This window comes from Cupriavidus sp. IK-TO18 (assembly GCF_015549295.1).
GTDB classification, from domain to species: Bacteria; Pseudomonadota; Gammaproteobacteria; order Burkholderiales; family Burkholderiaceae; genus Cupriavidus; species Cupriavidus oxalaticus_A.
The window spans coordinates 454308-480664 of sequence record NZ_JADGMP010000007.1; the positions used below are offsets into that span (position 1 = coordinate 454308).

Genomic DNA, 26357 nt, shown 5'->3' on the forward strand with positions numbered 1-26357 from the left:
TGCCGCCCCGACAGGCAGTAAGCCGCCGTGGATTTCTCGCGGCGTAGCCATTGGCGCTACCATGGGGGCCCTTTTCGATCGGCAGGAGCCGCCCATGGCCACGCGCACCACCCATGTAATCCAGCACCTAGCGTTCGAGCATGCGGGCGTGATCGGCAACGCGCTGCGCGCGCGCGGCCATGCGCTGCGGGCATTCCAGGCGGGCGTCGACGACCTGCGCCCCATCGTCGATGACCCGGCCGACCTGCTGCTGATCCTGGGCGGCCCGATCGGCGTCTATGAGACCGACGCCTATCCGTGGCTGGAAGGCGAAATCGCGCTGATCCGCCAGCGGCTGGCCGCCGGCGGCAAGATGATCGGGGTTTGCCTGGGAGCGCAGCTGATTGCGCGTGCCGCCGGTGCGCGCGTGTATCCCGGCACGCGCGAAATCGGCTGGGCGCCGATCGTGCCGACGCCGGCCGGACGGGATTCGGCGCTTGGCGAACTGGTTGGGGCCAACTGGGAAGTGCTGCACTGGCACGGCGATACCTTCGACCTGCCGCCCGGCGCCGAACTGCTGGCGTCCACCGCCGCGGTAACTAACCAGGCGTATGCCATCGGCAACCAGGTGCTGGCGCTGCAGTTCCATCCCGAAGTGATGCCGGCGGACATCGAGGCCTGGCTGGTCGGCCATACCGTCGAACTCGGCAAGGCCGGCATCGACCCGCGCACCATCCGTGCGCGAACGGCGGAAGTCGGCGCAAAGGTGGCGGCGGCGGGCGAACGGATGTTTGCCCGCTGGCTGGAGCAGGCGGGACTATGAGCACGGCAGCATTGCCGGTGCCGCCTGTGTGCCGGCCGTGATCGGCGCAGTGCTTGTCGCGAAGCGCGGCCGCCCCGGGGAGGTACGTTTCAGCCCTGCCGGAAGCGGCGGGCCGTGCTCTCGCGCGTGATGCGCTCCCACACCACCTGCTTTTCCTCATCGCTGAAGAAAACCCAGTTGCTGACCTCGGCCGCGGTGCGCCCGCAGCCCTGGCAGATCTCGTCGAACAGCGTGGAGCAGATGCCGATGCATGGGCTGTCCGGGCGGTCGGACAACGTGGAATCCGTGGCGCCGGTGTCCGGTTGGGGGCGGAACGGGGCGGATTCGGGAGACTGCGGCATGTTAACGGGCGGGTTGGGCTCAAACGGGGGGACATTATACGGGGTGGGACCGGCCGCCACCGGTCCCACCGTCCAATCCCGCAGCCCGTCAGTGGCTATCGCGCAGTCCCAGCACGTTCGCGCCGATCTTCGGGTCGATGCCGCGTTCCAGTTGTTGCGGATAGGCCGTCACCGTCACTTCCAGTGATCCGGTGCCGACCTCCATCGACAGGATATGGCCGCCGTACGTGTCGAAGCTGCTGTCACCGGCCACGCCATGCGCATGGATCGACGGCTTGCCTTCCTTCCACGCCAGGCTGCCGACGATGCTGGCCATCTCCACGTTGCGGAAGGTGCGCGGGTTGAACTGCTTCTTCGCGGCATCCCAGAAGCCGAACGTGACATTGGCGAAGCCGATCGCGGACAGGCTCGCGCTGGGCACCTTCTCGCAGATGGCAAAGGCTTCGATCTGCTCGAACACGTTGTCGCCCATGCGCAGCACCAGCAGGTAGCCGGTGGGGGTCTTGATGTAGCGCGGCACGCTGTCGCGGGGGTAGTTGGGGTTCTGGGCACGGGCGTCCAGTGCCGCCTTGCATTCGGCGGATGGCGCGGGCTGCGCCGCGGCTGCCGCGGGCATCAGGGCGACGGCGCCGACGGCGGTGGCTGCTGCAAACGTGGCGAGCGCCTGGCGGGCGCGCAGGGTTTTGCGAAGGCTCATCATCTGTTGTCTCCTGTCTGGTTTGATTGCGTCTGGGTTTGTGGCTACGGCAAGAAAACTACGAGGCGGGCGGATGCGGCGGCAGCAGGATGTCCGTGCCGACCGCGCGGATGTCGGTGTGGCCGCAGAAGGCCATGGTCAGGTCGAGTTCCTTGCGGATGATCTCCAGCGCCCGCGTCACGCCGGCCTGTCCCATGGCGCCCAGCCCATACAGCATCGGCCGGCCGATATAGACGCCCCGGGCGCCGAGCGCGACCGCCTTCAGCACGTCCTGCCCGGAGCGGATGCCGCCGTCCATATGGACTTCGATGCGCTCGCCCACGGCTTGCGCGATGGCGGGCAGGGCGCGGATCGATGCCGGCGCGCCGTCGAGCTGCCGGCCGCCGTGGTTTGACACGATCAGCGCGTCCGCGCCCGACTGGCACGCGAGCCGCGCATCCTCGACATCCTGGATGCCCTTGAGCACCAGCTTGCCGGGCCAGCGGCGGCGGATCCACGCCACGTCGTCCCAGTCCAGCGTCGGGTCGTACTGGCGGCTCGACCAGTCGGCCAGCGAGGTCATGTCGTCGACGCCCTGCACATGGCCGATGATGTTGCCGAAGCTGCGGCGGCGCGTGCCCAGCATGCCCAGGCACCAGCGCGGCTTGCCCATCATGTCGAGCAGGTTCCACGGCGTCAGGCGCGGCGGCGCCGACAGGCCGTTGCGCAGGTCCTTGTGGCGTTGCGCGCTGACCGGCAGGTCCAGCGTCAGCACCAGCGCCGGGCAGCCCGCGGCGCGGGCGCGGTCCATCAGGCGTTCGACGAAGGCGCGGTCGCGCATCACATAGAGCTGGAACCAGAACGGATGCCCGCCGGTGGCCTCGGCCACGTCTTCGATCGAACAGATGCTGACCGTGGACAGCGTGAACGGCACGCCGAAATCGCGCGCGGCGCGGGCGGCCAGGATCTCGCCGTCGGCGTGCTGCATGCCGGCCAGCCCGGTCGGGGCGATCGCCACCGGCATGGCGACGTCCTGGTCCAGCATGCGTGTGGCGACGCGGCGCTCGCCGATATCCACGGCCACGCGCTGGCGCAGCAGGATGTTGCCGAACTCGCGCTGGTTGGCGCGGTACGTGGACTCGGTCCACGAACCGGAGTCGGCGTATTCATAGAACATGCGCGGCACCCGCTGCCGGGCGAGCCGGCGCAGGTCCTCGATCTCGTTGATGGATGGCATCTTGTGTCCTGCAAGGAAGAAAGATGGAGCGCGCCTGGCCTCAGTGCAGCCATGCGGCCGGCACCAGGATCAGCTGCGGGAACAGCACGAACAGGAACATCAGCGCGGTCAGGCTCAGCAGGAACGGCCAGACGCCGCCGATCACGCTGTCCAGGCTGCAGCGCGAAGTGCCCGCCACCACGTTGAGCACCGTACCCACCGGCGGCGTCAGCAGGCCGATGGCGTTGTTGAGCACGAACATCACGCCGAAGTACACCGGGTCGATGCCTGCCTTGGTAATCACCGGCATCAGGATCGGGGTCATGATCAGCACCGTCGGCATCAGGTCGAGCGCGGTGCCCACCACGATCACCAGGATCATGATGACGAACATCAGCAGGATCTTGTTGTCGATGAAGGGTTCGAGCAGGTCGGTCACCTGCGCCGGGATATTGGCGATGGTGATCAGCCATGCCGACACCAGCGCGCAGGCCACCAGGAACAGCACCGTGGCGGAGGTCTTGGCCGCGGTGACGATCAGTTCCGGCAGCGCGCGCAGCTTCAGTTCGCCGTAGACGAAGCGGCCGACCACCATGGCGTAGACCACGGCGACCACCGCCGCTTCGGTCGGCGTGAACGCGCCGATCTTCATGCCGCCGATGATCACCACCGGCAGCACCAGGGCCCAGATGCCGTCGAGCGCGGCCCTGGCCAGGCGGCGGGCATTGAAGGGCTCGGTGGGCGCGAGCTTTTCCTTGCGCGCACAGAAGTGCCAGGTGACGGCGAGGGTCAGGGCCATCATCGCGCCCGGCGCGATGCCGGCGAGGAACAGCTTGGTGATCGACACCTGCGCGACCACGCCAAACACCACGATGGCGATCGACGGCGGGATCACCGGCGCGATGATGCCACCCGCCGCGATCAGTCCCGCCGCGCGCGGCACGTTGTAGCCGGCGTTGCGCATCATCGGGATCAGCAGCGCGGCGACCGCGGCGGTATCGGCCACGGCCGAGCCGGAGATGCTGGCCACCACCGTCGCCGCGATGATCGCCACGTAGCCCAGCCCGCCACGGACGTGCCCGACCGCCGCGTCGGCGACGCGCACGATGCGCCGCGACAGGCCGCCGGCGTTCATCAGCTCGCCCGCCAGCATGAAGAACGGCACCGCCATCAGCGGATAGTTGTTGACGCCCTCGAGCATGTTCTGCGCGAGGATCTGCGTATCGAAGTTACCCAGGTGCAGCATCAGCGCGACCCCGGAAGCCAGCAGCGCAAAACAGATGGGCATGCCGAGCGACATTGCGCCCAGCAGCGAGCCGACAAAGACAAAGATGGTCATGGCAGGCTCCTTGCGCTTATTCGCCGGAGGCGCCGGACTGCGGCACCAGTTCATGCTGCGCCATGCGGCCGCTGGCGAGGCGCCACAGCCCGTGCAGCAGCATCGCCGCCATGCCGACGCTGCACACCAGCAGGCAGGCATAGACCACGCCCAGCGGCACGCCGGTGACGGGTGCGCGGTCGTCCATGCCGATCGCCACCAGCTGCCAGGCGCCATGGGCCAGCAGCAGGCAGCAGCCCAGCGCGCCCGCGTCGGCGAGAAGGCGGCAGGCACGCTGCCCGGTCTCGCCCAGCCGCGATACCACGGTGGACATCCCCAGGTGGGCCTTGTCATGCATCACCAGCAGGGCGCCGGTCAGCGTCAGCCACATGAAGATGAAGCGCGAGGCTTCCTCGGAGAAGGCAATGCCGGAATTGAAGACGTAGCGCAGCACCACGTTGCCAAAGACCAGCACGATCATGGCGGCCATCATGGCGACCATCGCGCCCTGGATCAGGCGCAGCGTAATTCGGTTCATGATTGAGGACTCCTGGGTGGACGGGGGTCAGCGCAGGCGTCGCGCGGTTGCCCCGATCCGGTAAAAGCGCATGGCGTTGTCGTGCCAAACCGCCTGCGCGGCGGCGTCGGGCAGGCCTTCCAGCGCCGCCGCGACGGTATTGACGATTTCATGCAGCGATGCGCGCAGCCCCGACACGGGCAGGTTGCTGGCGAACATGCAGCGCTGCCAGCCGAAGATCTCCAGCGCCTGGCGGATGACGCCGACATTGCCGGCGCGATCCCACGACGCGCCCGGCAAGCCGAACTCGGACAGCTTCAGGTGCACCCCGGGCAGGCTGGCCAGCGCCGCCAGCCCGCGGCGCCAGCCGGACAGGCCCGCTTCAGTGCGGTCCCACGGCAGGCCGGTGTGTTCCACCACCACGGCAAGCCCCGGCACCGCGGCGATCGCCTCGGCGGCTTCCTCCAGATGCCACCACGGCACCCGCAGGTCCCACGCCAGGCCATGCCCGGCCAGCCGCTGCAGCCCGGAGAGCCAGCGCGGGTCCTGCAGCGTGCCGGGCTGGCCGCGCACGCTGGCATCCGCTGACTGGCTGGTGCGCGGCTTGCACCGCACGCCCCGCACCAGCGGGAAGGCCTGGTGCGCGCGCAGCTGTGCCGCCAGCGTGTCGCTGTTGAAGTCGGCATGCGCGACTACCGCATTGGGAAAGCCGTGGCGCGCGTGGACCTGATGCAGCCACGCGGTCTCGGCCACCGATTCGTCGGCATGCCGCTCGGCTTCCACGTGGACGCTGGCGGCCAGGGGCAGGCCGTCCCACTGGCGCAGGTAGTCGGCCGGATCGAAGTCCTGCCGCAGCGCGGCGTAGTCGCCAAGAAAAAACGCTGCGGCGTCGTACCGCTCCTGCAGCCAGGGATAGCGTGCCGGGCCGAGCCGCCAAAGGTGATGGTGGGCGTCGACGATGGCAGCTGGCAATGCGGACATGGCCGGCCTCCTAGCGCTGGGCGTCCATGGCGCGCAGCACGGCGTCGCCGTTCTTCTGCACGAACAGCTGGCGCGTCTCCTCGCGCACCACCTTGCGGATGCCGGCGTTGTCGGGATGCTCGTTGACCTGCACGCCCCTGGCACGCAGCGTGGCGATAGCCGCAGCCTCGTTGTCGGCGTTGAGCTTGCGCTGGTAGGTGGCGGCGGCAGCGGCCTCTTCCAGCAGCACCTTCTGGTACTCGGGCCTGAGCCCGTCGAACTTCGCCTTGTTCATCAGCACCACCAGCGCGGTATAGGCGTGGCGCGTCATCGACACGTACTTCTGCACCTCGTACATCTTGGCCGAGACCATCAGCGTGGGCGGATTCTCCTGGCCGTCGACCGCGCCGGATTCCAGCGCGCCGAAGACCTCGGCGAACGGCATCGGCTGCGGGCTCGCGCCCAGCAGCTGGAAGGCCTTGATATGCGACGGGTTGGGCGTGGTGCGGATCTTCAGGCCGCGGATGTCCTCGGCCTTGCTGACCGGTCGCTTGTTGTTGCCCAGGCTGCGGAAGCCGATCTCCCAGAAGGCCAGGCCCTTGATGCGGTGGGCGCCCAGTTCTTCCAGCAATGAACGGCCGACCGGGCCGTCCAGCACCTTGTAGGCCGAGGGGCCGTCCTCGAACTGGTAGGGCAGGTCGAGCACGTTCAGGCGTGGCGCCAGGCCGGTGACAAAGGGATTGCCGGTGGCGCCGATATCGATGGTGCCGCTGCGCACGCCGGTGACCAGGGTGGTGTCGTTGCCGAGCTGGCTGTTGGCAAAGACCTGGATCTCGACGCCGCCCTGGGTGCGCTCCCTGACCTTCTTGCTGAAGGCGAGTGCGGCCAGGTGCTGCGAATCGGTTTCCGGAACGGTATGGGCGAAGCGCAGCTTTACCGGTGCCGGTGTCTGTGCGTGTGCCTGTGCCACGCCGGCAACGGACAATAGCGCTGCCAGCACGATATGCGGGATAACGTGTTTCATGGTGTCTCCTGGGTTTTGTGATGCGGCCTGGTCGATGTGCGCCGGGCTCTCGGTGCCCCCATACAGGGGCGGATCAGGGGCGGGAGGCGATCAGGGCGGCGGATGCAGCAGGCCACGCCGGGCGAGGCTGTCCATCAGCGCGCCGATGCCGAAGGTCCACGGCGGCAGCGCGTCGCTGGTGCGGACCCAGTTCACCAGGCCGCCGAAGTGCGCCGCCGAAATGCTGACGCGGTCGCCCGGGTGATGGGTAAAGCCGGCGCCAGCTGCGTCGCGATCCTGCACCGGCGCGAACAGCGTGCCGCAGAACAGCATCATGCCGTCGGGGTATTGGTGGTGCGCGCCCATCGCATGCGCCACCAGTTCCTGCGGCGAACGGCTGATCTGCGTCATCGCGCTGGCGCCATGCAGCACGAAGCCATCCTCGCCTTCGATGGTCAGGCCGATCTCGGTCCGCGCGATCTCGTCGATGCCGAAATGCGCATCGCACAGCCGGATCCACGGGCCGATGCCGCAGGACGCGTTGTTGTCCTTGGCCTTGCCCAGCAGCAGTGCGCTGCGGCCTTCGAAGTCGCGCAGGTTGACGTCGTTGCCCAGCGCCGCGCCGACGATCTCGCCGCGCGGCGAGACCGCCAGCACCACCTCCGGCTCGGGGTTGTTCCAGGTCGATGCCGGATGCAGGCCCACATCCACGCCGGTGCCCACCGATGACAGCGGCGCGGCCTTGGTGAAGATCTCCGCGTCCGGGCCGATGCCGACTTCCAGGTATTGCGACCACAACCCCTGCGCGACCAGCACATCCTTGATGCGCATGGCTTCGGGCGAACCCGGGCGAATGGCGGCAAGGCCCGTGCCGATGATGGCGCTGACGCTCTCGCGCACCGCGGCGGCGCTGGCCGCGTCGCCGCGCGCGCGCTCCTCGATCACGCGCTCGACCAGGCTGGCGGCAAAGGTCACGCCGGCGGCCTTGACCACCTGCAGGTCGTTCGGCGCCAGCAGGTGGCGATGCTCCGGGTCCGGCCCGTGCGCGCAGGTCGAGTAGAGCCAGTCCTGCAGCAGCCCCAGCGAAGGCCCGGTGGCCTGCCGCACGCGTTCGGCGCAGTCAGGCAGCGCCAGCAGGCCGGCAATCGTGGGCGCGGTGGCCGTGATATCGAACAATTCCGCGCCGCGCACGACTACCGTCACGGGGCCCCCGCGCGGGCCGGGCAGCCACGCGCGTCCCACCAGCAAGGCGTGGTCCGCGTCGCGCGGCAGGGTTTCCTCAACCGAGATGCGTCGTGTCATGTCACACCTTCACGTTGGCGTCCTTGACCACGCGCGCCCACTTGGCGCGCTCCGTGGCGATGAACTGCGCGAAGCGCGCCGCGCTGCCGCCGCCGTCCTCGGCACCGAAGCCGGCGAGCTTGCCCGCCACGTCGGGCATCGCCAGCACCTTGTTCAGGTCCGCGTTCATGCGCTGGACCATGGCCGCGGGCAGCCCGGCGGGGCCGACCAGCCCGTACCAGGTGCCGGCATCGAAGCCGGGAAAGCCCGATTCCGCCAGCGTCGGCACATTGGGATAACTGGCCGCGCGGCGCGTGCGCGTCTGCGCGATCGCCACCACCTTGCCGCCCTGGATCTGCGGCGTGGCGGAAGTCATGGTCTCGAAGCTGAAGTCGATCTGGCCGCCGATCAGGTCGGTCAGCATCGGCGCCGAGCCGCGATACGGCACGTGCAGCGCATCCACGCCGGCGCGCAGCTTGAACATCTCCAGCGCCAGGTGCTGCGCCGCGCCGGCGCCGGACGAGCCAAAGGTGATCTTGCCCGGCTGGCTGCGGCACAGCGCGACCACGTCGGCCACCGAGCGCGCGCGCCCGCCGGTATGGCAGATCAGCAGGTTGGGCGTGACGCCGACCAGCATGACCGGCGTGAAGTCCTTCTCCACCGAGTAGCCCAGCTTCGGGTACAGGCTGGGTGCGATGGCATGGTTGCTGATATTGGTCATCAGCAGCGTGGTGCCGTCCGGCGCCTGGCGCGCGGTGTACTCGGCGGCGACCACGCCGGCGGCGCCTGGCCGGTTCTCGACGATGACCGGCACCCGCCACAGCGCCGAGAGCTGCTGCGCGATCACGCGCGCCATCACGTCGGTGCCGCCGCCGGGCGGGAATCCCACGATGATGCGGATCGGGCCGGTCGGCAGTGCCTGGGACCAGGCTGCCAGCGGCGTGGCCAAGGCGGCCGCGCCCGCGCACAGCAATGTGCGACGTCGCATGCGTTGTCTCCTGATGTTGTTGTTGGTGTAGGGAAGTGCCGGCGCCTTACAAGGACGCCTGCAGCAGCGCCAGGTAGTCCTGGGCGCTGGCCTCGCGCGGGTTGGTCTTGTGGCAGTGGTCGGCCAGCGCGTAGTCGATGACGCGCGGGAACAGCGCCGCATCGACGCCCATCTCGCGCAGGCCCGCGGGCAGGCCCAGGCGCCGGTTCATGCCGGTGATGGCCGGGGCGACGGCGCTGGCATCGGGGAGTCCCATGGCCTGCGCGATGCGCCCAAGCTTGTCATCGGCCTGCATCGACGGCGCGTCGGCGTTGAAGCGGATCACCGCCGGCAGGAGTACGGCGTTCAGGGTGCCGTGGTGCAGCGTCGGCATCAGCCCGCCCAGCGCATGGCTCAGGCTGTGCACGCAGCCCAGCCCCTTCTGGAACGCGAGCGCGCCCTGCATCGATGCGCTCATCATGGCCAGGCGCGCGGCACGGTCCTGCGGATCGCGGCGCGCGCGCTCGATATGCAGCCAGGCGCGGCGCAGGCCATCGAGCGCGATGCCGTCGGCGGGCGGGTTGAAGGCCGGCGCCATGAACGTTTCCAGGCAATGCGCAATGGCATCCATGCCGGTGGCCGCCGTCAGCATCGGCGGCAGGCCCAGCGTCAGTTCCGGGTCGCAGATCGCCACGCGCGGCACCAGGTAGGGCGACAGCACGCCGACCTTGCGTCCGTCGTCGAGGATCAGCACGGCGCCGCGGCCGACTTCGCTGCCGGTGCCGGCCGTGGTGGGGATCGCGATCACCGGTGCGGTGGACGCCGTGATCCGCGCCACGCCGCCCTCGATCGCGGCGAACTGGCGCAGCGGGCCGTCGTGGGTGGCGCAGACCGCCACTCCCTTGGCCAGGTCGATCGGCGAGCCGCCGCCCACCGCGATGATGCCGTCGCAACGGTACTCGCCATAGAGGCGCATGGCCTCGCGCATGGCGGCTTCGGTCGGGTTGGACGGCGTGCCGTCGTAGATCACCGCCTCGCAGCCGGGGCGCAGCTGCTCCAGCACGCGCTGCACGATGCCGGCGGCCTTGACGCCGGCGTCGGTGACCACCAGCGGGCGCGTGATGCCGATGCGTTCGCATTCCTGGGCCAGCAGCCCGATCGCGCCGAAGTCGATCTGGATCTGGGTGATGTAGTGGATCAGGGCCATCTTGTCTCCATGCTGTGTGGGGTGGGCCGGACGCTGCGGGGCGGGCCGGCTGCATTGGTGACGAAGTCTAGGAACAAGGGGCGCGGGTCACAACGTGGATTTACTTGAAGCAACCCCAAGAAAAACTCACAGCACCGGACGCCTAGTTTTTCTTGAAGCGGCGCTGAGATTTTCTCGTTTTGCGGCGCGCGGCGCGGGCCCTAGACTGGCGCAGACCAGCCGGATTCCGGACCACCGCCCGCACCCGACGGGCCTCCTCCACACCAACGACAACCATGAGACAACCCATCCTGATCGAGCGCGACGCGCAGGTCGCCACCATCACGCTGAACAATCCGGACAAGCTCAATGCCATGGACCTGTCCATGTGGCAGGGCCTGACTCAAGCCATCCAGGGCCTGTCGGCCGACGACACGCTGCGCTGCGTGGTGCTGCGCGGCGCCGGCGACAAGGCCTTCGCCGCCGGCGCCGACATCGCCGAGTTCGACACCATGCGCGCCAACGCCGCGCAGGCGCAGCAGTACGGCGTGATCACCAACGCCACCATGCGCGCCATCGCCGAATGCCGGCACCCGACCATCGCGCTGATCCAGGGCGCCTGCGTCGGCGGCGGGCTGGAAATCGCGTCGATGTGCGACCTGCGCATCTGCGGCAGGTCGAGCCGCTTCGGCGTGCCGGTCAACCGGCTCGGGCTGGTGATGTCGTATGGCGAACTCGGCGGGCTGGTGGCGCTGGCGGGACCGGCGACCGCGCTGGAAATCGTCCTGGAGGGCCGCGTATTCGATGCCGACGAGGCCCTGCACAAGCGCCTGGTCAACCGCGTGGTGGCAGACGAGGCCGTGCCGGACGAAGCCTACGCGGCGGCACGGCGCATTGCCGCCGGCGCGCCGCTGGTGGCGCGCTGGCACAAGCAGTTCGTGCGCAGGCTGCTCGACCCCACGCCGCTGCGTCCGGAAGAGCATGCCGAGTCCTATGCCTGCTTCGATACCGAGGATTTCCGCATCGGCCACCGCGCCTTCATCGACAAGACCCGGCCGCAGTTCGTGGGCCGTTGAAAACACCTTCACTCCAAGCACCGCGGCGCCGCCATTTCCATGCGGCCGCTCCAACCTCAGGTGGTATCCATGAATTTGCCGTTATCGAAAATCAAGGTCCTGGACGTCAGCCAGATCATGGCGGGTCCGTTCTGCTGCATGCTGCTGGGCGACATGGGCGCCGACGTCATCAAGGTCGAAGCGCCGGGCGCCGGCGACCAGACCCGCAAGTCGATGGGCTTCCGGCTCAAGGGCGACGACAGCGGCGGCTTCCTGGCGCTGAACCGCAACAAGCGCAGTGTCGAGATCGACCTGAAGAACCCGGCCGGCCTCGAGGCCTTCTATGAACTGGTGCGCGGCGCCGACGTGCTGGTGGAGAACAACCGTCCGGGCGTGGCCGCTCGCCTGAAGATCGACTATGCGGTGCTGCGCGAGATCAACCCGCGCCTGGTCTATGCCAGCATCTCCGGCTTCGGCCAGACCGGGCCGTGGTCGCGGCGCCCGGGGCTGGACCTGATCGCGCAGGCCATGTCCGGCGTGATGAGCGTGATGGGCCACCCGGACGCGCCGCCGGTCAAGGCCAGCGTGCCGATCGCCGACCTGGGGGCCGGGCTGTTCACCGCCTATGGCGTCCTCAGCGCGCTGATGGGGCGCGAGCATACCGGGCAGGGGCAATACGTGGATGCATCGCTGTTCGAGACGGCGCTGGGGCTGTCGGTGTGGGAGTCGGCCGAGTTCTGGGGCACCGGCGACGTGCCGGTGCCGATCGGCAGCGCCAACCGCATGAGCGCGCCGTACCAGGCGGTGCGGGCCGCCGACCGGCATTTTGTCATCGGCGCGGCCAATCCCAAGCTGTGGGCCGCGCTGTGCGAGGTGATCGAGCGGCCCGACCTGCTTGCCGACCCGCGCTTTACCGACAACGCCGCCCGCATCCGCAACCGCGCCGCGCTGATCCCTGAAATTGAGGCAGAATTCGCGCGCAAGCCGGCGGCGCAGTGGGTCGATGCGCTGCTCGCGGCCGGTGTGCCGGCGGCGCCGATCTTCACCTACGACGAAGCGCTGGCCAGCGAACAGGCGGTGGCGCGGGACATGGTGCTGGAGATCGACCACCCGGTCGAAGGGCGGGTCAAGGCGCTGGGCTTTCCGGTCAAGCTGAGCGGCACGCCGCAGCAGGTGCGCTATCCGGCGCCGCTGCTGGGCCAGCATACCGATGAAGTGCTGGGGGAGTTCGGCCTGGACGCCGCCACCGTCACGCGGCTGCGGGCGCAGGGGGCGTTCGGCGCACCGGCCCGCGCACAGGAACTGGAACGCGGCGCCGCCTGAGCGCACCGCGGCCATCATCCATACCGATCATCTATACCGATAAAAGACAGGAGACAACCATGACGATTTCACGTTCGCTGATGCGGCGCTGGGCGATGCCCGTGGCCGTGGTGCTGGGGCTGCCGGCCCTGTTGGGCGGCGCGGCCACGGCGAGTGCGGAAACCTACCCCAGCCGGCGCATCGAGCTGATCGTGCCGTGGCAGGCAGGCGGCGGGGCGGACGTGGTAGCGCGCGCGCTGTCCGCCGCGGCCGCGAAACACCTGCCGCAGCCGATCGTCGTCATCAACAAGCCGGGTGCTACCGGCTCGGTAGGCCTGGGCGAAGTGGTCCACGCGAAGCCGGACGGCTACAAGCTGGTGCTGTCGTCCAGCGAGCTGACCTTCCTGAACTACCTCGGGCTGGCCAAGTTCACTTACCAGGACCTGGTCCCCATCGCACGCCTGAACGCGGACCCGGCCGCCGTGGCGGTCCGGGCCGAGGCGCCGTGGAGCACGATCGAGCAGTTTGTCGCCGATGCGCGCAAGCCGGACGCCAATATCCGCGTGGGTAATGCCGGGCAGGGCTCCGCATGGCATATGGCAGCCGCCGCGCTGGCAGACAAGACCGGCGCGAAGTTCAACCATATCCCCTATGCCGGCGGTGCTCCCGCCACGCTCGCGCTGCTGGGCGGGCATATCGACGCGGTCACGGTCAGCACGGCGGAGGTCTTCACGCATGTCGCCGCGGGCAAGCTCAAGGTGCTGGCGGTGATGGCCGACAAGCGGGTCAGCGGCTTCGAGAACGTGCCCACGCTGAAGGAGCGCAATATCGACCTGTCGATGGGGATCTGGCGCGGCATCTCGGCACCGAAGGGCACGCCGCCGGAGGTGATCGCGGTACTGAAGACGGCGATCGCGAAATCCGTGCAGGAGCCGGTGATGCGCCAGACGCTGGAGAAGCTGCATTTCAGCACCGATACCTATGCCGATGACGTGACGCTGCAGGCGGCCATGGTGAAGGAGTCGGCGCAGTTCAAGCAGCTCGCCAGCCGCATCAGCGTCAAGGAGTAGGCCCATGCGCGACACACCCGCGGCGGGCGCGGCGTCCGTCGAGCCCTTTATCGACGCGCACCAGCATTTCTGGAACCTGGCGATCAACCCGTACCCGTGGCTGCAGGGCGAAACGGTGCCGAACTTCCGCTATGGCGACTATTCGGCGCTGCGCAGGAGCTACCTTCCCGAGGATCTCGCCCGCGATACGGCTGGCTGCGCGCCGGTGAAGACGGTGCATGTCGAAGCCGAATGGGCGCGCGCCAATCCCGTCGACGAGACCGCCTGGCTGACGCAGCTCGCCGCGCAGACGGGACGGCCAACGGTGATCGTCGGCCATGCCCAGCTTGACCGCGGCGATGTCGAGGAAGTGCTGGCAGGCCATGCCGCCTGCGCGATGATGCGCGGCATCCGCAACAAGCCGGTGACCGCGGCGCGGCGCGAGGATGCGCGGCGCGGCGTGCCGGGCTCGATGGACGATGAGCGCTGGCGGCGTGGCTATGCGTTGCTGGCCCGGCATGGCATGTCCTTCGACCTGCAGGCGCCGTGGTGGAACCTGGATCAGGCGGCTGCGCTGGCACGGGATTTCCCGGGCACGGTGCTGATCCTGAACCATACCGGGCTGCCGGCCGACCGCAGTGAGGCCGGCCTGGCCGGCTGGCGTGCCGCGATGGCCGAGCTGGCCGGGCAGCCCAATGTCGCCGTGAAGATCTCGGGCCTGGGATTGCCGGGAAAACCCTGGACGCAGGCCGACAATGTGCCGGTGATCCGCGACGCCATCGCCATCTTCGGCGCGCAACGCTGCATGTTCGCCAGCAACTATCCGGTGGACAGCCTGGTAGCGAGCTACGACACCATCGTGGCAGGCTTCCGCGCCGCCATCGCCATCTATCCGCCCGAACAGCAGCGCGCGCTGTGGCACGACAACGCCGCGCGCTGCTATCGCCTGTAGCCATGCAGTGCAAGGATCCGCCACCCGCCCGGCTTGCGCCTTGGCGGCGCGGGCGGATTCGTCCCTACACATGAAAGGACCACTTATGAAAAACGGATTGGAACCGGGCGCGACCTGCGCGCGCACGCTGACGGTCGACCGCCAGCGCACCATCGATTTCCTCGGCGAAAGCCTGCGCATCTACGCCACGCCCGAGCTGGTACGCGATATCGAACAGACTTGCCTCGATTTCCTGCAAGGCTTTCTCGATGACGGCGAAAGCTCGGTGGGCGCGGAAGTGTCGGTGCAACACACCGGGGCCACGCCGCTGGGCGGCGAGGTGCGCATCCACGCCGAGATCACGGCCATCGATGGCCGCAGTGTCACCTTCAGCGTGACCGCCGACGATGCGGTGGAGCGGGTTTGCAGCGGCACGCATCGCCGCTTCGTGGTCGATGTCGAGCGCTTGCGCGCACGCGTGCAGAAGAAGGCGGCATCGATGCCCGCCGCGGCCTGACCTCGCGCGGCCAGGCGCGTGCAGCTTGCGGGACGCGCCCCGCAAGCTGTGCTCAGACGGGGGCCGGCTGCTGCTGGTCCGCCGACACTTCCGCGCGGATCCAGTCGGTGAAGCTGCGGATGCGGCGATCCTCCAGCCGCTCCTTCGGGAACACCACGAAGTAAGAGAACTCGACCGGCAGCCGGATCGATTCGAACAGGCGCACCAGGCGGCCTTCAGCCAGGTCCTGCTCGATCCAGTTCTTCTTCACCAGCGCCACGCCCAGGCCATTGAGCGCGGCGTTGATGACCAGGTGGCTCGGCCAGAACGATGGCCCGCGGCTGGCGTCGACATCGGTCACGCCGGCATGCTCCAGCCACATCGCCCAGTCAGGGTTGCTCACGTCCGTATACGTGCTGTCGTCGTGCAGCAGCGTATGGTGCTTCAGGTCGGACGGTGTCTCGAGCGGCTGCGAACCTTGCAGCAGCGCCGGACTGCACACGGGAATGACTTCGACCGCCATGCACAGCTCGCAGTGCAGGCCGGGGTAATCGCCGCGGCCATAGCGGATCGCCATGTCGAAATCGTCGCGCTCGAAGTCGATGCGATGGTTCGAGGTGGACACCTTCAGGTCGATGTCCGGGTGCGCCTTCATGAAGCGGTCCATGCGCGGGATCAGCCATTTGACCGCGAACGTGGGCGGCATGTTGACCTTCAGCGCCGGGCGGTCCTTGCTGTGCAGGCGGTGCGTGGCGTCGGCGAGTTGCTTGAAGGCCAGCTGCACGCTGGGCAGGTAGGCGTTGCCGGCCGGTGTCAGCACCAGCGCCTTGGCCTCGCGGATAAACAGCTGCACGCCCAGGCTTTCTTCCAGTGCCTTGATCTGGTGGCTGACCGCCGACGGTGTGACGAACAATTCCTCCGCGGCCCGCGTGAAGCTCAGATGCCGGGCAGCCACTTCGAACGCCCTGAGCGGGTTGAGTGGGGGAATCTGTCTCGACATAGCGGGGGTACGCAATCCTGTAGATGCCTTGCCGGCAGGCGGGGTGCTGAGGCACCGGCAAGCCGCTGCACGATAGCATTCGTGCCCGGGCATGGGAATAGGGGCCTGTCCCCGTGTAGGTGTATTCACAGCCGCTGCGTTTTCATCCGGCCGCGTAGCGGGGCAAATGCCCGGATCTGGTCGCTCCGTGATGTGCGCGATATGAGCCATGCTGCGCATCGGCGGCGCCACTGCCGCACAACTATGTGCGACGTAATTGAGCCGCTCGCAGCATTCCCCTACGCTGGCTGGCATAGCCTCGATCACTGACCACCTGAAGGAGCGCCCCATGCCGCAAGCCATCGCCACTCTCGCACCGTCGCGCCGCGATGCCATCGTCGACCCCCGCATGCACGCGATGATCGACAACATCCTGCTTGGCTCTCCGGTCGCGCGGGCGCTGGGCGTGCGGCTGGCGAGCCTGGCGCCTGAACACGTCGAGCTGGAGATGCCGTTCTTGCCGACCAACGTGACCCATGGCAGCACCGTGCACGGCGGGGTGATCGCCACGCTGATCGATATTGCCGGCGCGGCGGCGGCAGCGTCCGGCGCCAGTGCCGACGAAGTGAAGGGTGGGGCGACCAGTTCGCTGTCGATCCAGTACCTTGCGCCGGCGCAGGGGGCGGCATTGCGCGCCGTGGCAACCGTGGTGCGGCGCGGCCGGCGGCAGGTGGCGACAGAGGTGTCGGTCTACGCCGAGGCCGCTGACGAAGGCGTGCTGGTGGCTAAAGCGTTGATGAGCAGCGCCATGTTCTGAGTCGCCGGGCCAGCGCAAGAGCGCTGGCGTCTCCTTCAAAAACGCAATTAACCGCCAGAACTACTACTCCACACCAAGGCGCGCCAGTGCGCTGGCGCGATCCGCTTCCATCAAAAGCGGGCGGCTTGTGGAGGAATCGCTGCAGAGCAAGGCCCTGTCCCGCAAGCAGGAAAGGGCTCGCCGGAGAGGGCGGGGCGCGTAGGGTATCGACCCGGCCACGCCCACGCCGCCATCAATACTTCCAGAAAATCTGCTGCAGCGCCTTCGCGTCGTTAGTCTTGGTCAGCGCCAGCGCCATCAGGATGCGCGCCTTCTGCGGCAGCTGGTCGTCGGTGACGATCCAGTCGTACTTGTCGTCCGGCTGCTCCGCATTGCGGACCACCACGCCGCTGCCGGTGCGGGAGGCACGCACGATCTGCACGCCCTTGGCGCGCGCCGCCTTGAGCGGCTCGACCATGTAGTCGCCGACGCTGCCGTTGCCGGTGGCGGCGTAGACGATGGCCTTGGCGCCGTTCTTCACCGCGGCATCGATGCTGGCCGGGTTGACGTTGCCGTAGGCGTAGACCACGGCCACTTCAGGCAGCTTGTCGATCTTGTCGATATCCCACTCGGTCTGCAGCGTGTGCGGGCGCGCCGGCAGGCGGTAGAACAGCGAGCGGCCTTCCACCACGTAGCCCAGCGGGCCGAACTGCGAGCGGAACGTCTCGGCCTTGAAGGTATTGCTCTTGGTGACGTCGCGGCCCGTGTGGATCTCGTCGTTCAGCACCACCAGCGTGCCCTTGCCCTTCGATGCCGGATTGGAGGCCACCAGCACCGCGTCATACAGGTTGAGCGCGCCGTCCGCGCCCAACGCCGTACCCGGGCGCATCGAGCCGACCACCACCACCGGCTTGTCGCTCTTCAGCGTCAGGTTGAGGAAGTACGCGGTTTCCTCGATGGTATCGGTGCCGTGCGTGATGACGATGCCGTCGACGTCAGGCTGCTTGAGCAGCTCCGACACGCGCTTGCCCAGCTTCAGCAGGCGTTCGTTGTTGAAGCTTTCCGAGCCGATCTGGAAGATCTGCTCGCCCTTGACGTTGGCGACCTTGGAGACTTCCGGGACCGAGGCGATGATCTTGTCGACCGGCACCACGGCGGACTGGTAGGCCGCGGTATTGATGGCCGAGGCGCCGGCGCCGGCAATGGTGCCGCCGGTACCGATGATGACGATATTGGCCTTGCGGGCTTCGGCCTGGGCCGTGGCCGGCGCGGCGGCCGTTGCCGGCTGTGCATGGGCCGTAGCGGTGATCAGGCTGGCGGAAAGCAGGGCAGCGGCCAGCGTAGTGGCGCGGGCAAAGTTCTTCATGGTTCTCCTCGGATGTTATACGGACGTGTAGGCACGTACAGGCACGATCGGAACGGCACGGCAGACCTTGTGGGTGGTGCGGTGCGGTCCGTCTTCCTTCGACGGCTTGCCGCCGCGGGCGCGAGAGCGCCGGGCGGGCAGCGGCTGAGACTATACGTTAGGAGAATCTTCAGGGGTTATGCCGATTCGGCATGAAACACCGTACCCGATAACCTAAATCGCATACATATCGAGGTAGTCGTTCACGGCTATCGCCTCCAAGCGAGCCTGGTCCAGCGATACCGCCAGGATCGCCTGCTGCTGCTTCGGCGGGAAACGCCGCGCCAGGTTGGTGCGGAATTTCTCCACCAGCAGCGGGATGCCTTCGGCGCGCCGGCGCTTGTGCCCGAGGGGATATTCGACCAGCACTTCGTCCAGCACGGTGCCGTCGTTCAGCGTGAGGGTCAGTGCATTGGCGATCGAGCGCTTGTCCGGGTCGTGGTAGTCGTGCGTCAGCGCGGGGTCTTCCCGGCAGGCGATCCTGCCGCGCAGCGCGTCGATGCGCGGATCGGCCGCGACGTCATCCTCATAGTCCGCGGCGGTCAGGCGGCCGAACAGCAATGGCACCGCCACCATGTACTGGATGCAATGGTCGCGGTCGGCGGGATTGCTGAGCGGGCCCTTCTTGTCGATGATGCGCAGGCAGGCCTCGTGGGTGCGGATGGTGATGGCTGCAATATCCGCCGCCGAGCGCCCTGCGCGCGCGAGCGCCCCATGCAGCTGCATGGCGGCTTCCACCGCCGTCTGTGCATGAAACTCGGCGGGGAACGAGATCTTGAACAGCACGTTCTCCATCACGTACGAGCCGTAGGGCCGCTGGAACCTGAACGGCTGGCCCTTGAACAGCACGTCATAGAAGCCCCAGGTCTTTGCCGTCAGCGCCGACGGGTAGCCCATTTCCCCGGTGCGCGCGATCAGCGCCAGACGCACCGCGCGGCTGGTGGCATCGCCCGCGGCCCAGCTCTTGCGGCTGCCGGTATTGGGCGCATGGCGATAGGTGCGCAGGCTCTGGCCATCGACCCAGGCCAGCGAGACCGCATTGATGATCTCGTCGCGCGTCAGCCCCAGCATCTGCGCGACCACGGCAGTGGAGGCCACCTTGACCAGCACCACGTGGTCCAGCCCCACTTGGTTGAACGAGTTCTCCAGCGCGATGCAGCCCTGGATCTCATGCGCCTTGATCATGGCCGTGAGCACGGCCTTCATCGTCAGCGGCTTGCGGCCGGCGGCGAGGTTATTGCGCGAGATCCAGTCGGCGGTGGCCAGGATGCCGCCGAGGTTGTCGGACGGATGGCCCCATTCGGCCGCCAGCCAGGTGTCGTTGAAATCCAGCCAGCGGATCATCGTGCCGAGGTTGAACGCGGCCTGGACCGGGTCGAGCTGGAACTGGGTGCCGGGCACGCGCGCGCCGTTGGGCACGATCGTGCCCGGGACGATGGGGCCGAGCAGCTTGGTGCAGGCCGGGTAGGACAGGGCTTCGAGCCCGCAACCGAGCGTGTCGATCAGGCAGTTGCGGGCGGTATCGTAGGCGAGGCCGCTCTTGATCTCGTAGCGGGTGACATAGTCGGCGATGTCGACCAGCACCTGGTCCGGATCGGGGCGTTGCGCGGATGGCGTGCCGGTGGACATGAACGGCCTCGCGGGAGGGGCTCAGCTCAGAACGCGTCGCCCGGCACGCGCACCCAGCCTTCCATCAGCACGCGCGCGCTGCGGCTCATGATGGCCTTCTTTACGACCCATTCGCCATCGGCCTGCTGCGCCTCGGCGCCCACGCGCAGCGTGCCGGACGGGTGCCCGAAACGCACCGCGTTGCGTTCGCCACCGCCGGCAGCCAGGTTGACCAGCGTGCCGGGGATGGCCGCCGCGGTGCCGATGGCAACGGCTGCCGTGCCCATCATTGCGTGGTGCAGCTTGCCCATAGAGAGCGCGCGCACCAGCAGGTCCACGTCGGCCGCTGCCACCTTCTTGCCGCTGGAGGCGGTGTAGTCCACCGGCCTGGCCACGAAGGCCACCTTGGGCGTGTGCTGGCGCTTGGCGGCCTCGTCCACGTCCTTGATCAGGCCCATGCGCAGCGCGCCGTAGGCACGGATGGTCTCGAACATCGCCAGCGCCCTGGTATCGCTGTTGATGGCGTCCTGCAGTTCGGTGCCCGTATAGCCGATGCTCTCCGCATTGACGAAGATGGTCGGGATGCCGGCGTTGATCATGGTCGCCTTGAGCGTGCCGACGCCCGGCACCTCCAGGTCGTCGACCACGTTGCCGGTCGGGAACATCGCGCCGCCGGCGCCTTCTTCCTCGGCGGCGGGGTCCATGAACTCGAGCTGCACTTCGGCGGCGGGGAAGGTCACGCCGTCGAGCTCGAAGTCACCGGTTTCCTGCACTTCACCGTTGGTGATGGGCACGTGGCCGATGATGGTCTTGCCGATATTGGCTTGCCAGATGCGCACGACAGCGATGCCATTCTGCGGGATGCGGCTGGGGTCGACCAGGCCGGCGCTGATGGCGAACGGGCCGACCGCTGCGGACAGGTTGCCGCAGTTGCCGCTCCAGTCGACGAAGGACTGGTCGATCGAGACCTGGCCGAACAGGTAGTCGACATCGTGGTCCGGGCGCGTGCTCTTCGACACGATCACGGTCTTGCTGGTGCTGGAGGTGGCACCGCCCATGCCGTCGATCTGCTTGCCGTACGGGTCGGGGCTGCCGATCACGCGCATCAGCAGCGCGTCGCGGGCAGGGCCGGGGACCTGCGCGGTCTCGGGCAGGTCTTGCAGGCGGAAGAACACGCCCTTGCTGGTGCCGCCACGGATGTAGGTGGCGGGGATCTTGATCTGGGGTACGTGGGCCATGGAGTCTTTAGTCCTGGTTAGGCCGGGGGCCTTTGCACAGCTTACGAATCGAATGCGGGGAAGCAAAGCGTAGCGCTTGTTTTCTCCCCTCTCCCGCAAGCGGGAGAGGGGAGAAAACCGGCAGCAGTGGTTTACGCCGCCGCCTTGCTCGACTCCAAAAAGTCCTGCGCAAACCGCTGCAGCACACCGCCAGCCTCATAGATCGATACTTCCTCGTCGCTGTCGAGACGGCACGTCACCGGCACTTCGATGCGCTCGCCATTCTTGCGATGCACCACCAGCGTCAGCGTGGCGCGCGGCTGGCGTTCGCCGATAACGTCATAGGTCTCGGTGCCGTCCAGCCCCAGCGTCAGGCGGTTCACGCCCGGCTTGAACTCCAGCGGCAGCACGCCCATGCCGATCAGGTTGGTGCGGTGGATGCGCTCGAAGCCCTCGGCCACGATCACTTCCACGCCGGCCAGGCGCACGCCCTTGGCGGCCCAGTCGCGCGACGAGCCCTGGCCATAGTCCGCGCCGGCGATGATGATCAGCGGCTGCTTGCGGTCCATGTAGGTCTCAATGGCTTCCCACATGCGCACGACCTTGCCTTCCGGCTCGATGCGCGCCAGCGAACCCTTCTTGACCTGGCCATCGACCACGGCCATTTCATTGATCAGCGTCGGGTTGGCGAAGGTGGCGCGCTGCGCGGTCAGGTGGTCGCCGCGGTGCGTCGCGTACGAGTTGAAGTCCTCTTCCGGCAGGCCCATCTTTGCCAGGTACTCGCCAGCCGCGCTGTTCAGCAGGATCGCGTTCGACGGCGACAGGTGGTCGGTGGTGATGTTGTCGCCCAGCACCGCCAGCGGACGCAGGCCCTGCAGCGTGCGCTCGCCGGCCAGCGCGCCTTCCCAGTACGGCGGGCGGCGGATATAGGTGCTCTGCGGGCGCCAGTCGTACAGCGGCGCGGCGCTCTCGCCGGTTTCCGCGGTCAGCGCGAACATCGGCTCGTAGACCTTGCGGAACTGCTCGGGCTTCACGCTCTGCCTGACGATGGCGTCGATCTCTTCGTCGGTCGGCCAGATGTCCTTCAGGTAGACCGGCTTGCCGTCCTGGTCCGTGCCCAGCACATCCTTTTCGATATCGAAGCGGATGGTGCCGGCGATGGCGTAGGCGACCACCAGCGGCGGCGAGGCCAGGAAGGCCTGCTTGGCGTACGGGTGGATGCGGCCGTCGAAGTTGCGGTTGCCGGACAGCACCGCGGTGGCATACAGGTCGCGGTCGATGATTTCCTGCTGGATCTTCGGGTCGAGCGCGCCGGACATGCCGTTACAGGTGGTGCAGGCAAAGGCGACGATGCCGAAGCCGAGCTTTTCCAGGTCAGGCAGCAGGTTGGCTTCTTCCAGGTACAGCTCGACCGCCTTGGAGCCAGGCGCCAGCGACGACTTGACCCACGGCTTGCGCGTCAGGCCGCGCGCGTTGGCGTTACGTGCCAGCAGCGCGGCGGCGATCACGTTGCGCGGGTTGCTGGTGTTGGTGCAGCTGGTGATGGCGGCGATGATCACCGCGCCATCGGGCATCAGCCCTTCGGCTTCCTGCGCGCGGGCCTTGTCCAGGTCCACGGCGATGCCGCGCTCGGCCAGCGCCGAGGTCGGCAGGCGCTTGTGCGGGTTGGACGGGCCGGCCATGTTGCGCACCACGCTCGACAGGTCGAACTTCAGCACGCGCTCGTATTCGGCGTTCTGCAGCGAATCCGCCCACAGGCCCGCGGCCCTGGCGTACGTTTCGACCAGCTTGAGCTGCTCGTCGGTGCGGCCGGTCAGGCGCAGGTATTCGATGGTCTGCTCGTCGATGAAGAACATCGCCGCGGTGGCGCCGTATTCCGGCGCCATGTTGGAGATGGTGGCGCGGTCGCCGAGCGTCAGGCTGGAGGCGCCTTCGCCGCGGAATTCCAGGTAGGCGCCGACCACCTTTTCCTTGCGCAGGAATTCGGTCAGGGCCAGCACGATGTCGGTGGCGGTGATGCCGGGCTGGCGCTTGCCGGTCAGCTCGACGCCGACGATATCCGGCAGGCGCATCCACGAGGCGCGGCCGAGCATCACGTTCTCGGCTTCCAGGCCGCCCACGCCAATGGCGATCACGCCCAGCGCATCGACGTGCGGGGTGTGGCTGTCGGTGCCGACGCAGGTATCCGGATAGGCCACGCCATTGTCAGCGTGGATCACCGGCGACATCTTCTCCAGGTTGATCTGGTGCATGATGCCGTTGCCCGGCGGGATCACATCGACGTTCTTGAACGCCTTCTTGGTCCAGTCGATGAAATGGAAGCGGTCTTCGTTGCGGCGGTCTTCGATGGCGCGGTTCTTCTCGAACGCCTGCGGGTCGAAGCCACCGCATTCCACCGCCAGCGAGTGGTCGACGATCAGCTGCACCGGAACCACCGGGTTGACCTTGGCGGGGTCGCCGCCCTGGTCGGCAATGGCGTCGCGCAGGCCGGCCAGGTCCACCAGCGCGGTCTGGCCCAGGATGTCGTGGCACACCACGCGCGCCGGGAACCACGGGAAGTCGAGGTCGCGCTTGCGCTCGATCAGTTGCTTGAGCGAATCCGTCAGCGTGGCGGGATCGCAGCGGCGCACCAGGTTTTCTGCCAGCACGCGCGACGTGTACGGCAGCTTGTCGTAGGCACCCGGCTGGATGGCCTCGACCGCGGCGCGCGCGTCGAAGTAATCCAGCTTGGTGCCCGGTAGCGGTTTGCGGTTTGCAGAATTCATGGTGTAGGGAAATCTATATAAGTATGAAAAAGGGGTAGTGGTCCCGTGTCAGCGACCAACTACCCCCTTTGCCCGCAGGCCCGGATCAATGCAACCCGACGCAGGGCAAACCGGCAGCCGGTCTTACTTGCGGTCCTTGATCGGCACGAACTTCAGGTTCTCCGGGCCGGTGTAGTTGGCGCTCGGGCGGATGATCTTGTTGTCGATGCGTTGCTCGATGATATGCGCGGCCCAGCCGGACGTACGCGCGATCACGAACAGCGGCGTGAACATTGCCGTCGGCACGCCCATCATGTGGTAGCTCACCGCGCTGAACCAGTCCAGGTTCGGGAACATCTTCTTGATGTCCCACATCACGGTTTCCAGGCGCTCGGCGATGTCGAACATCTTCATCGAGCCGGCATCCTTCGACAGCTTCTTCGCCACTTCCTTGATCACCTGGTTGCGCGGGTCGCTGATGGTGTACACCGGGTGGCCAAAGCCGATCACGACTTCCTTGTTCTCGACGCGGCGGGTGATGTCGGCCTGGGCCTCGTCGGCGTTGTCGTAGCGCTTCTGGATTTCAAAGGCGACTTCGTTGGCGCCGCCGTGCTTGGGGCCGCGCAGCGCACCGATCGCGCCGGCGATCGACGAGTACATGTCCGAGCCCGTGCCGGCGATCACGCGCGCGGTGAAGGTCGAGGCGTTGAATTCGTGCTCGGCGTACAGGTTGAGCGACGTGTTCATGGCGCTTACCCACAGCGCCGACGGCTTTTCGCCGTGCAGCAGGTGCAGGAAGTGGCCGCCGATGGAGTCATCGTCGGTTTCCACTTCGATGCGCTTGCCGTTGTGGCTGTAGTGGTACCAGTACAGCAGCATCGAACCGAGGCTGGCCATCAGGCGGTCGGCGATATCGCGCGCGCCCGGGGTGTTGTGGTCGTCCTTTTCCGGCAGCACGGTGCCCAGCACCGACACGCCGGTGCGCATCACGTCCATCGGGTGGGCGCTGGCGGGGACCCACTCCAGCGCGGCCTTGACGTTGGCGGGCAGGCCGCGCAGCGACTTCAGCTTGGCCTTGTAGGCGGCCAGTTCGGATTTGGTCGGCAGCTTGCCGTGCACCAGCAGGTGGGCGATTTCTTCGAATTCGCAGGTCTCGGCGATATCGAGGATGTCATAGCCGCGGTAGTGCAGGTCGTTGCCGGTACGGCCAACGGTGCACAGCGCGGTATTGCCGGCGGCAACGCCGGACAGCGCGACGGATTTCTTGGGCTTGGGAGTGACGAGCGGTTGCGCTTCGGACATCTGGGTCTCCTTGGTGTGATGCCTGGTGTTGCCTGTCTTTGTCAGGCGAACGGCCGGGAGGGGATCTGCCCCGGCCCGGCCGCGCCTGCCTCTATGGTGTCTTACTTGCCCTTGCCTTGTGCGAACAGGGCGTCGAGCTTCTGCTCGAAGTCATGGTAGCCGATGCTCTCGTAGAGCTCCGAGCGGGTCTGCATGGTATCGACCACGTTCTTCTGCGTGCCGTCGCGGCGGATGGCCGCGTACACGTTCTCCGCGGCCTTGTTCATGGCGCGGAAGGCCGACAGCGGGTACAGCACCATCGACACGCCGGCACCGCCCAGTTCGTCGGTGGTGAACAGCGGCGTGGCGCCGAACTCGGTGATGTTGGCCAGCACCGGCACCTTCACCGCGTCGACAAACTTGCGATACATGCCGAGGTCGGTCATGGCTTCCGGGAAGATGGCGTCGGCGCCGGCTTCCACGCAGGCCACGGCGCGCTCGATGGCGCTGTCCAGGCCTTCCACGGCCAGCGCGTCGGTGCGGGCCATGATGACGAAGTTCTCGTCGGTGCGGGCGTCGACGGCGGCCTTGATGCGGTCGACCATTTCACCCTGGGTGACGATTTCCTTGTTGGGGCGGTGGCCGCAGCGCTTGGCGCCGACCTGGTCCTCGATATGCATGGCCGCGGCGCCGAACTTGATCAGCGACTTGGTGGTGCGGGCCACGTTGAAGGCCGAAGCGCCGAAACCGGTGTCGACGTCCACCAGCAGCGGCGTGTCGCACACGTCGGTGATGCGGCGGATATCGGTCAGGACGTCGTCCAGGCTGGAGATGCCCAGGTCGGGCAGGCCCAGCGAGCCGGCCGCGACACCGCCGCCGGACAGGTAGATGGCCCGGTAGCCGGCACGCTTGGCCAGCAGGGCGTGGTTGGCGTTGATGGTGCCGACCACCTGAAGCGGATGCTCTTCGGCAAGCGCCTGGCGGAAACGGGCGCCTGCGGAGCGCGCGAGGTCGGAAGCGGAGTAGGTCATGGCGTTTGCGTTTGAGGTGAACAAGACGGAGCCATAAGCGCAAGGGGTGTGCCAGCCTTTGCGGGCACGTCGCTGGAATCGCCGTAAAGCCTTGTCAGGACTGGCCTCGCGGGCAGCAGCGTGAAATCTTGCCGATGCCGGATGTCCTCATTTCAGCACATTTGAATTTCACATTCGCAAATCGCGAATTCAAAGT

24 protein-coding genes are annotated in these 26357 nt (G+C 67.6%); 7 read left to right on the forward strand and 17 right to left on the reverse strand.

All coding sequences use genetic code 11. The annotated features are described in order from the left end of the window. Positions 1–94: 94 nt before the first annotated feature. Positions 95–802 (forward strand): glutamine amidotransferase, encoded by a 708-nt coding sequence (locus tag IPF36_RS07475; RefSeq protein ID WP_133096201.1) that lies wholly within the window; start codon positions 95–97, stop codon positions 800–802. 89 nt (positions 803–891) lie between these two features. Here IPF36_RS07475 and IPF36_RS07480 read toward each other — a convergent pair whose 3' ends face one another. The 10 genes from IPF36_RS07480 to IPF36_RS07525 all read right to left on the reverse strand — a co-directional run bounded on the left by IPF36_RS07480 (position 892) and on the right by IPF36_RS07525 (position 10288). Then, entirely contained in the window at positions 892–1143 is a 252-nt protein-coding gene (locus IPF36_RS07480; protein ID WP_255519699.1) for a DUF1289 domain-containing protein, read from the reverse strand. A gap of 88 nt (positions 1144–1231) precedes the next feature. Continuing rightward, the gene (locus tag IPF36_RS07485) at positions 1232–1840 is read right to left on the reverse strand and encodes a PPC domain-containing DNA-binding protein (RefSeq protein ID WP_195427710.1); all 609 of its coding nucleotides are present in this window, start codon (positions 1838–1840) and stop codon (positions 1232–1234) included. A gap of 58 nt (positions 1841–1898) precedes the next feature. Beyond that, complete coding sequence (locus IPF36_RS07490) at positions 1899–3056, reverse strand: alpha-hydroxy acid oxidase (protein ID WP_195427668.1); 1158 nt, start codon at positions 3054–3056, stop codon at positions 1899–1901. 40 nt (positions 3057–3096) lie between these two features. Next, the gene (locus IPF36_RS07495; protein WP_135705293.1) at positions 3097–4374 is read right to left on the reverse strand and encodes a TRAP transporter large permease; all 1278 of its coding nucleotides are present in this window, start codon (positions 4372–4374) and stop codon (positions 3097–3099) included. 16 nt (positions 4375–4390) lie between these two features. Continuing rightward, a complete protein-coding gene (locus IPF36_RS07500; RefSeq protein WP_116312639.1) occupies positions 4391–4891 on the reverse strand; it encodes a TRAP transporter small permease in 501 nt (166 codons plus the stop codon). Positions 4892–4918: 27 nt separating this feature from the next. After that, positions 4919–5851: an amidohydrolase gene (locus IPF36_RS07505; protein ID WP_195427669.1), complete on the reverse strand. Its 933-nt coding sequence runs from the start codon at positions 5849–5851 to the stop codon at positions 4919–4921. 10 nt (positions 5852–5861) lie between these two features. After that, a complete protein-coding gene (locus IPF36_RS07510; protein ID WP_133096196.1) occupies positions 5862–6854 on the reverse strand; it encodes a DctP family TRAP transporter solute-binding subunit in 993 nt (330 codons plus the stop codon). 90 nt (positions 6855–6944) lie between these two features. Beyond that, positions 6945–8135 (reverse strand): fumarylacetoacetate hydrolase family protein, encoded by a 1191-nt coding sequence (locus IPF36_RS07515; protein ID WP_195427670.1) that lies wholly within the window; start codon positions 8133–8135, stop codon positions 6945–6947. A gap of 1 nt (position 8136) precedes the next feature. Further along, complete coding sequence (locus tag IPF36_RS07520; RefSeq protein WP_195427671.1) at positions 8137–9102, reverse strand: tripartite tricarboxylate transporter substrate binding protein; 966 nt, start codon at positions 9100–9102, stop codon at positions 8137–8139. Positions 9103–9148: 46 nt separating this feature from the next. Continuing rightward, positions 9149–10288 (reverse strand): iron-containing alcohol dehydrogenase, encoded by a 1140-nt coding sequence (locus tag IPF36_RS07525; protein ID WP_135705289.1) that lies wholly within the window; start codon positions 10286–10288, stop codon positions 9149–9151. A gap of 275 nt (positions 10289–10563) precedes the next feature. On the opposite strand from IPF36_RS07525, the gene IPF36_RS07530 reads away from it, so the two are divergent. From IPF36_RS07530 to IPF36_RS07550, 5 genes are all read left to right on the forward strand, one after another. After that, positions 10564–11343 carry an enoyl-CoA hydratase-related protein gene (locus IPF36_RS07530; RefSeq protein WP_133096192.1) on the forward strand — a complete coding sequence of 260 codons (780 nt, stop codon included), beginning with the start codon at positions 10564–10566 and terminating at the stop codon, positions 11341–11343. 69 nt (positions 11344–11412) lie between these two features. Beyond that, a complete protein-coding gene (locus IPF36_RS07535; RefSeq protein ID WP_133096191.1) occupies positions 11413–12645 on the forward strand; it encodes a CaiB/BaiF CoA-transferase family protein in 1233 nt (410 codons plus the stop codon). 59 nt (positions 12646–12704) lie between these two features. Further along, positions 12705–13694, forward strand: coding sequence for a tripartite tricarboxylate transporter substrate binding protein (locus IPF36_RS07540; protein WP_135705287.1), 990 nt, complete (start codon positions 12705–12707; stop codon positions 13692–13694). Positions 13695–13698: 4 nt separating this feature from the next. Continuing rightward, positions 13699–14625 carry an amidohydrolase gene (locus IPF36_RS07545; protein ID WP_195427672.1) on the forward strand — a complete coding sequence of 309 codons (927 nt, stop codon included), beginning with the start codon at positions 13699–13701 and terminating at the stop codon, positions 14623–14625. An 85-nt stretch (positions 14626–14710) separates the two neighbouring features. After that, positions 14711–15121, forward strand: a complete 411-nt coding sequence (locus tag IPF36_RS07550) for a thioesterase family protein (RefSeq protein WP_195427673.1) — start codon at positions 14711–14713, stop codon at positions 15119–15121. A gap of 52 nt (positions 15122–15173) precedes the next feature. On the opposite strand, the gene IPF36_RS07555 is transcribed toward IPF36_RS07550, so the two are convergent. Continuing rightward, positions 15174–16100 carry a transcriptional regulator GcvA gene (locus IPF36_RS07555; RefSeq protein WP_133096187.1) on the reverse strand — a complete coding sequence of 309 codons (927 nt, stop codon included), beginning with the start codon at positions 16098–16100 and terminating at the stop codon, positions 15174–15176. A 328-nt stretch (positions 16101–16428) separates the two neighbouring features. Between IPF36_RS07555 and IPF36_RS07560 the strand changes: the two genes are divergently transcribed. Next, positions 16429–16896, forward strand: a complete 468-nt coding sequence (locus tag IPF36_RS07560; RefSeq protein WP_133096186.1) for a PaaI family thioesterase — start codon at positions 16429–16431, stop codon at positions 16894–16896. Positions 16897–17128: 232 nt separating this feature from the next. Here the strand turns inward: IPF36_RS07560 and IPF36_RS07565 are convergent, their stop codons facing one another. The 6 genes from IPF36_RS07565 to prpB form a co-directional block, all read right to left on the reverse strand. Beyond that, complete coding sequence (locus IPF36_RS07565; protein WP_135705284.1) at positions 17129–18241, reverse strand: asparaginase; 1113 nt, start codon at positions 18239–18241, stop codon at positions 17129–17131. A gap of 213 nt (positions 18242–18454) precedes the next feature. Further along, a complete protein-coding gene (locus IPF36_RS07570) occupies positions 18455–19909 on the reverse strand; it encodes a bifunctional 2-methylcitrate dehydratase/aconitate hydratase (protein ID WP_195427674.1) in 1455 nt (484 codons plus the stop codon). Between the two features lie 26 nt (positions 19910–19935). Next, positions 19936–21126, reverse strand: coding sequence for a 2-methylaconitate cis-trans isomerase PrpF (gene prpF / locus IPF36_RS07575; RefSeq protein ID WP_135705282.1), 1191 nt, complete (start codon positions 21124–21126; stop codon positions 19936–19938). Positions 21127–21257: 131 nt separating this feature from the next. Beyond that, entirely contained in the window at positions 21258–23870 is a 2613-nt protein-coding gene (gene acnD / locus IPF36_RS07580; RefSeq protein ID WP_195427675.1) for a Fe/S-dependent 2-methylisocitrate dehydratase AcnD, read from the reverse strand. Positions 23871–23993: 123 nt separating this feature from the next. Beyond that, positions 23994–25151 carry a 2-methylcitrate synthase gene (gene prpC, locus IPF36_RS07585; protein ID WP_195427676.1) on the reverse strand — a complete coding sequence of 386 codons (1158 nt, stop codon included), beginning with the start codon at positions 25149–25151 and terminating at the stop codon, positions 23994–23996. 101 nt (positions 25152–25252) lie between these two features. Continuing rightward, positions 25253–26161, reverse strand: a complete 909-nt coding sequence (prpB, locus tag IPF36_RS07590) for a methylisocitrate lyase (protein ID WP_135705279.1) — start codon at positions 26159–26161, stop codon at positions 25253–25255. Between the last annotated feature and the right edge of the window lie 196 nt (positions 26162–26357).

Coding starts and splice junctions, on each gene's coding strand:
- IPF36_RS07545 (WP_195427672.1), top strand. CDS start 13,699: ATGCGCGACACACCCGCGGCGGGCGCGGCGTCCGTCGAGCCCTTTATC.
- prpC (WP_195427676.1), bottom strand. CDS start 25,151: ATGTCCGAAGCGCAACCGCTCGTCACTCCCAAGCCCAAGAAATCCGTC.
- IPF36_RS07520 (WP_195427671.1), bottom strand. CDS start 9,102: ATGCGACGTCGCACATTGCTGTGCGCGGGCGCGGCCGCCTTGGCCACG.
- IPF36_RS07550 (WP_195427673.1), top strand. CDS start 14,711: ATGAAAAACGGATTGGAACCGGGCGCGACCTGCGCGCGCACGCTGACG.
- prpF (WP_135705282.1), bottom strand. CDS start 21,126: ATGGCCCACGTACCCCAGATCAAGATCCCCGCCACCTACATCCGTGGC.
- IPF36_RS07485 (WP_195427710.1), bottom strand. CDS start 1,840: ATGAGCCTTCGCAAAACCCTGCGCGCCCGCCAGGCGCTCGCCACGTTT.
- prpB (WP_135705279.1), bottom strand. CDS start 26,161: ATGACCTACTCCGCTTCCGACCTCGCGCGCTCCGCAGGCGCCCGTTTC.
- IPF36_RS07495 (WP_135705293.1), bottom strand. CDS start 4,374: ATGACCATCTTTGTCTTTGTCGGCTCGCTGCTGGGCGCAATGTCGCTC.
- IPF36_RS07530 (WP_133096192.1), top strand. CDS start 10,564: ATGAGACAACCCATCCTGATCGAGCGCGACGCGCAGGTCGCCACCATC.
- IPF36_RS07555 (WP_133096187.1), bottom strand. CDS start 16,100: ATGTCGAGACAGATTCCCCCACTCAACCCGCTCAGGGCGTTCGAAGTG.
- IPF36_RS07505 (WP_195427669.1), bottom strand. CDS start 5,851: ATGTCCGCATTGCCAGCTGCCATCGTCGACGCCCACCATCACCTTTGG.
- acnD (WP_195427675.1), bottom strand. CDS start 23,870: ATGAATTCTGCAAACCGCAAACCGCTACCGGGCACCAAGCTGGATTAC.
- IPF36_RS07490 (WP_195427668.1), bottom strand. CDS start 3,056: ATGCCATCCATCAACGAGATCGAGGACCTGCGCCGGCTCGCCCGGCAG.
- IPF36_RS07475 (WP_133096201.1), top strand. CDS start 95: ATGGCCACGCGCACCACCCATGTAATCCAGCACCTAGCGTTCGAGCAT.
- IPF36_RS07560 (WP_133096186.1), top strand. CDS start 16,429: ATGCCGCAAGCCATCGCCACTCTCGCACCGTCGCGCCGCGATGCCATC.
- IPF36_RS07570 (WP_195427674.1), bottom strand. CDS start 19,909: ATGTCCACCGGCACGCCATCCGCGCAACGCCCCGATCCGGACCAGGTG.
- IPF36_RS07480 (WP_255519699.1), bottom strand. CDS start 1,143: ATGCCGCAGTCTCCCGAATCCGCCCCGTTCCGCCCCCAACCGGACACC.
- IPF36_RS07500 (WP_116312639.1), bottom strand. CDS start 4,891: ATGAACCGAATTACGCTGCGCCTGATCCAGGGCGCGATGGTCGCCATG.
- IPF36_RS07510 (WP_133096196.1), bottom strand. CDS start 6,854: ATGAAACACGTTATCCCGCATATCGTGCTGGCAGCGCTATTGTCCGTT.
- IPF36_RS07540 (WP_135705287.1), top strand. CDS start 12,705: ATGACGATTTCACGTTCGCTGATGCGGCGCTGGGCGATGCCCGTGGCC.
- IPF36_RS07565 (WP_135705284.1), bottom strand. CDS start 18,241: ATGAAGAACTTTGCCCGCGCCACTACGCTGGCCGCTGCCCTGCTTTCC.
- IPF36_RS07535 (WP_133096191.1), top strand. CDS start 11,413: ATGAATTTGCCGTTATCGAAAATCAAGGTCCTGGACGTCAGCCAGATC.
- IPF36_RS07515 (WP_195427670.1), bottom strand. CDS start 8,135: ATGACACGACGCATCTCGGTTGAGGAAACCCTGCCGCGCGACGCGGAC.
- IPF36_RS07525 (WP_135705289.1), bottom strand. CDS start 10,288: ATGGCCCTGATCCACTACATCACCCAGATCCAGATCGACTTCGGCGCG.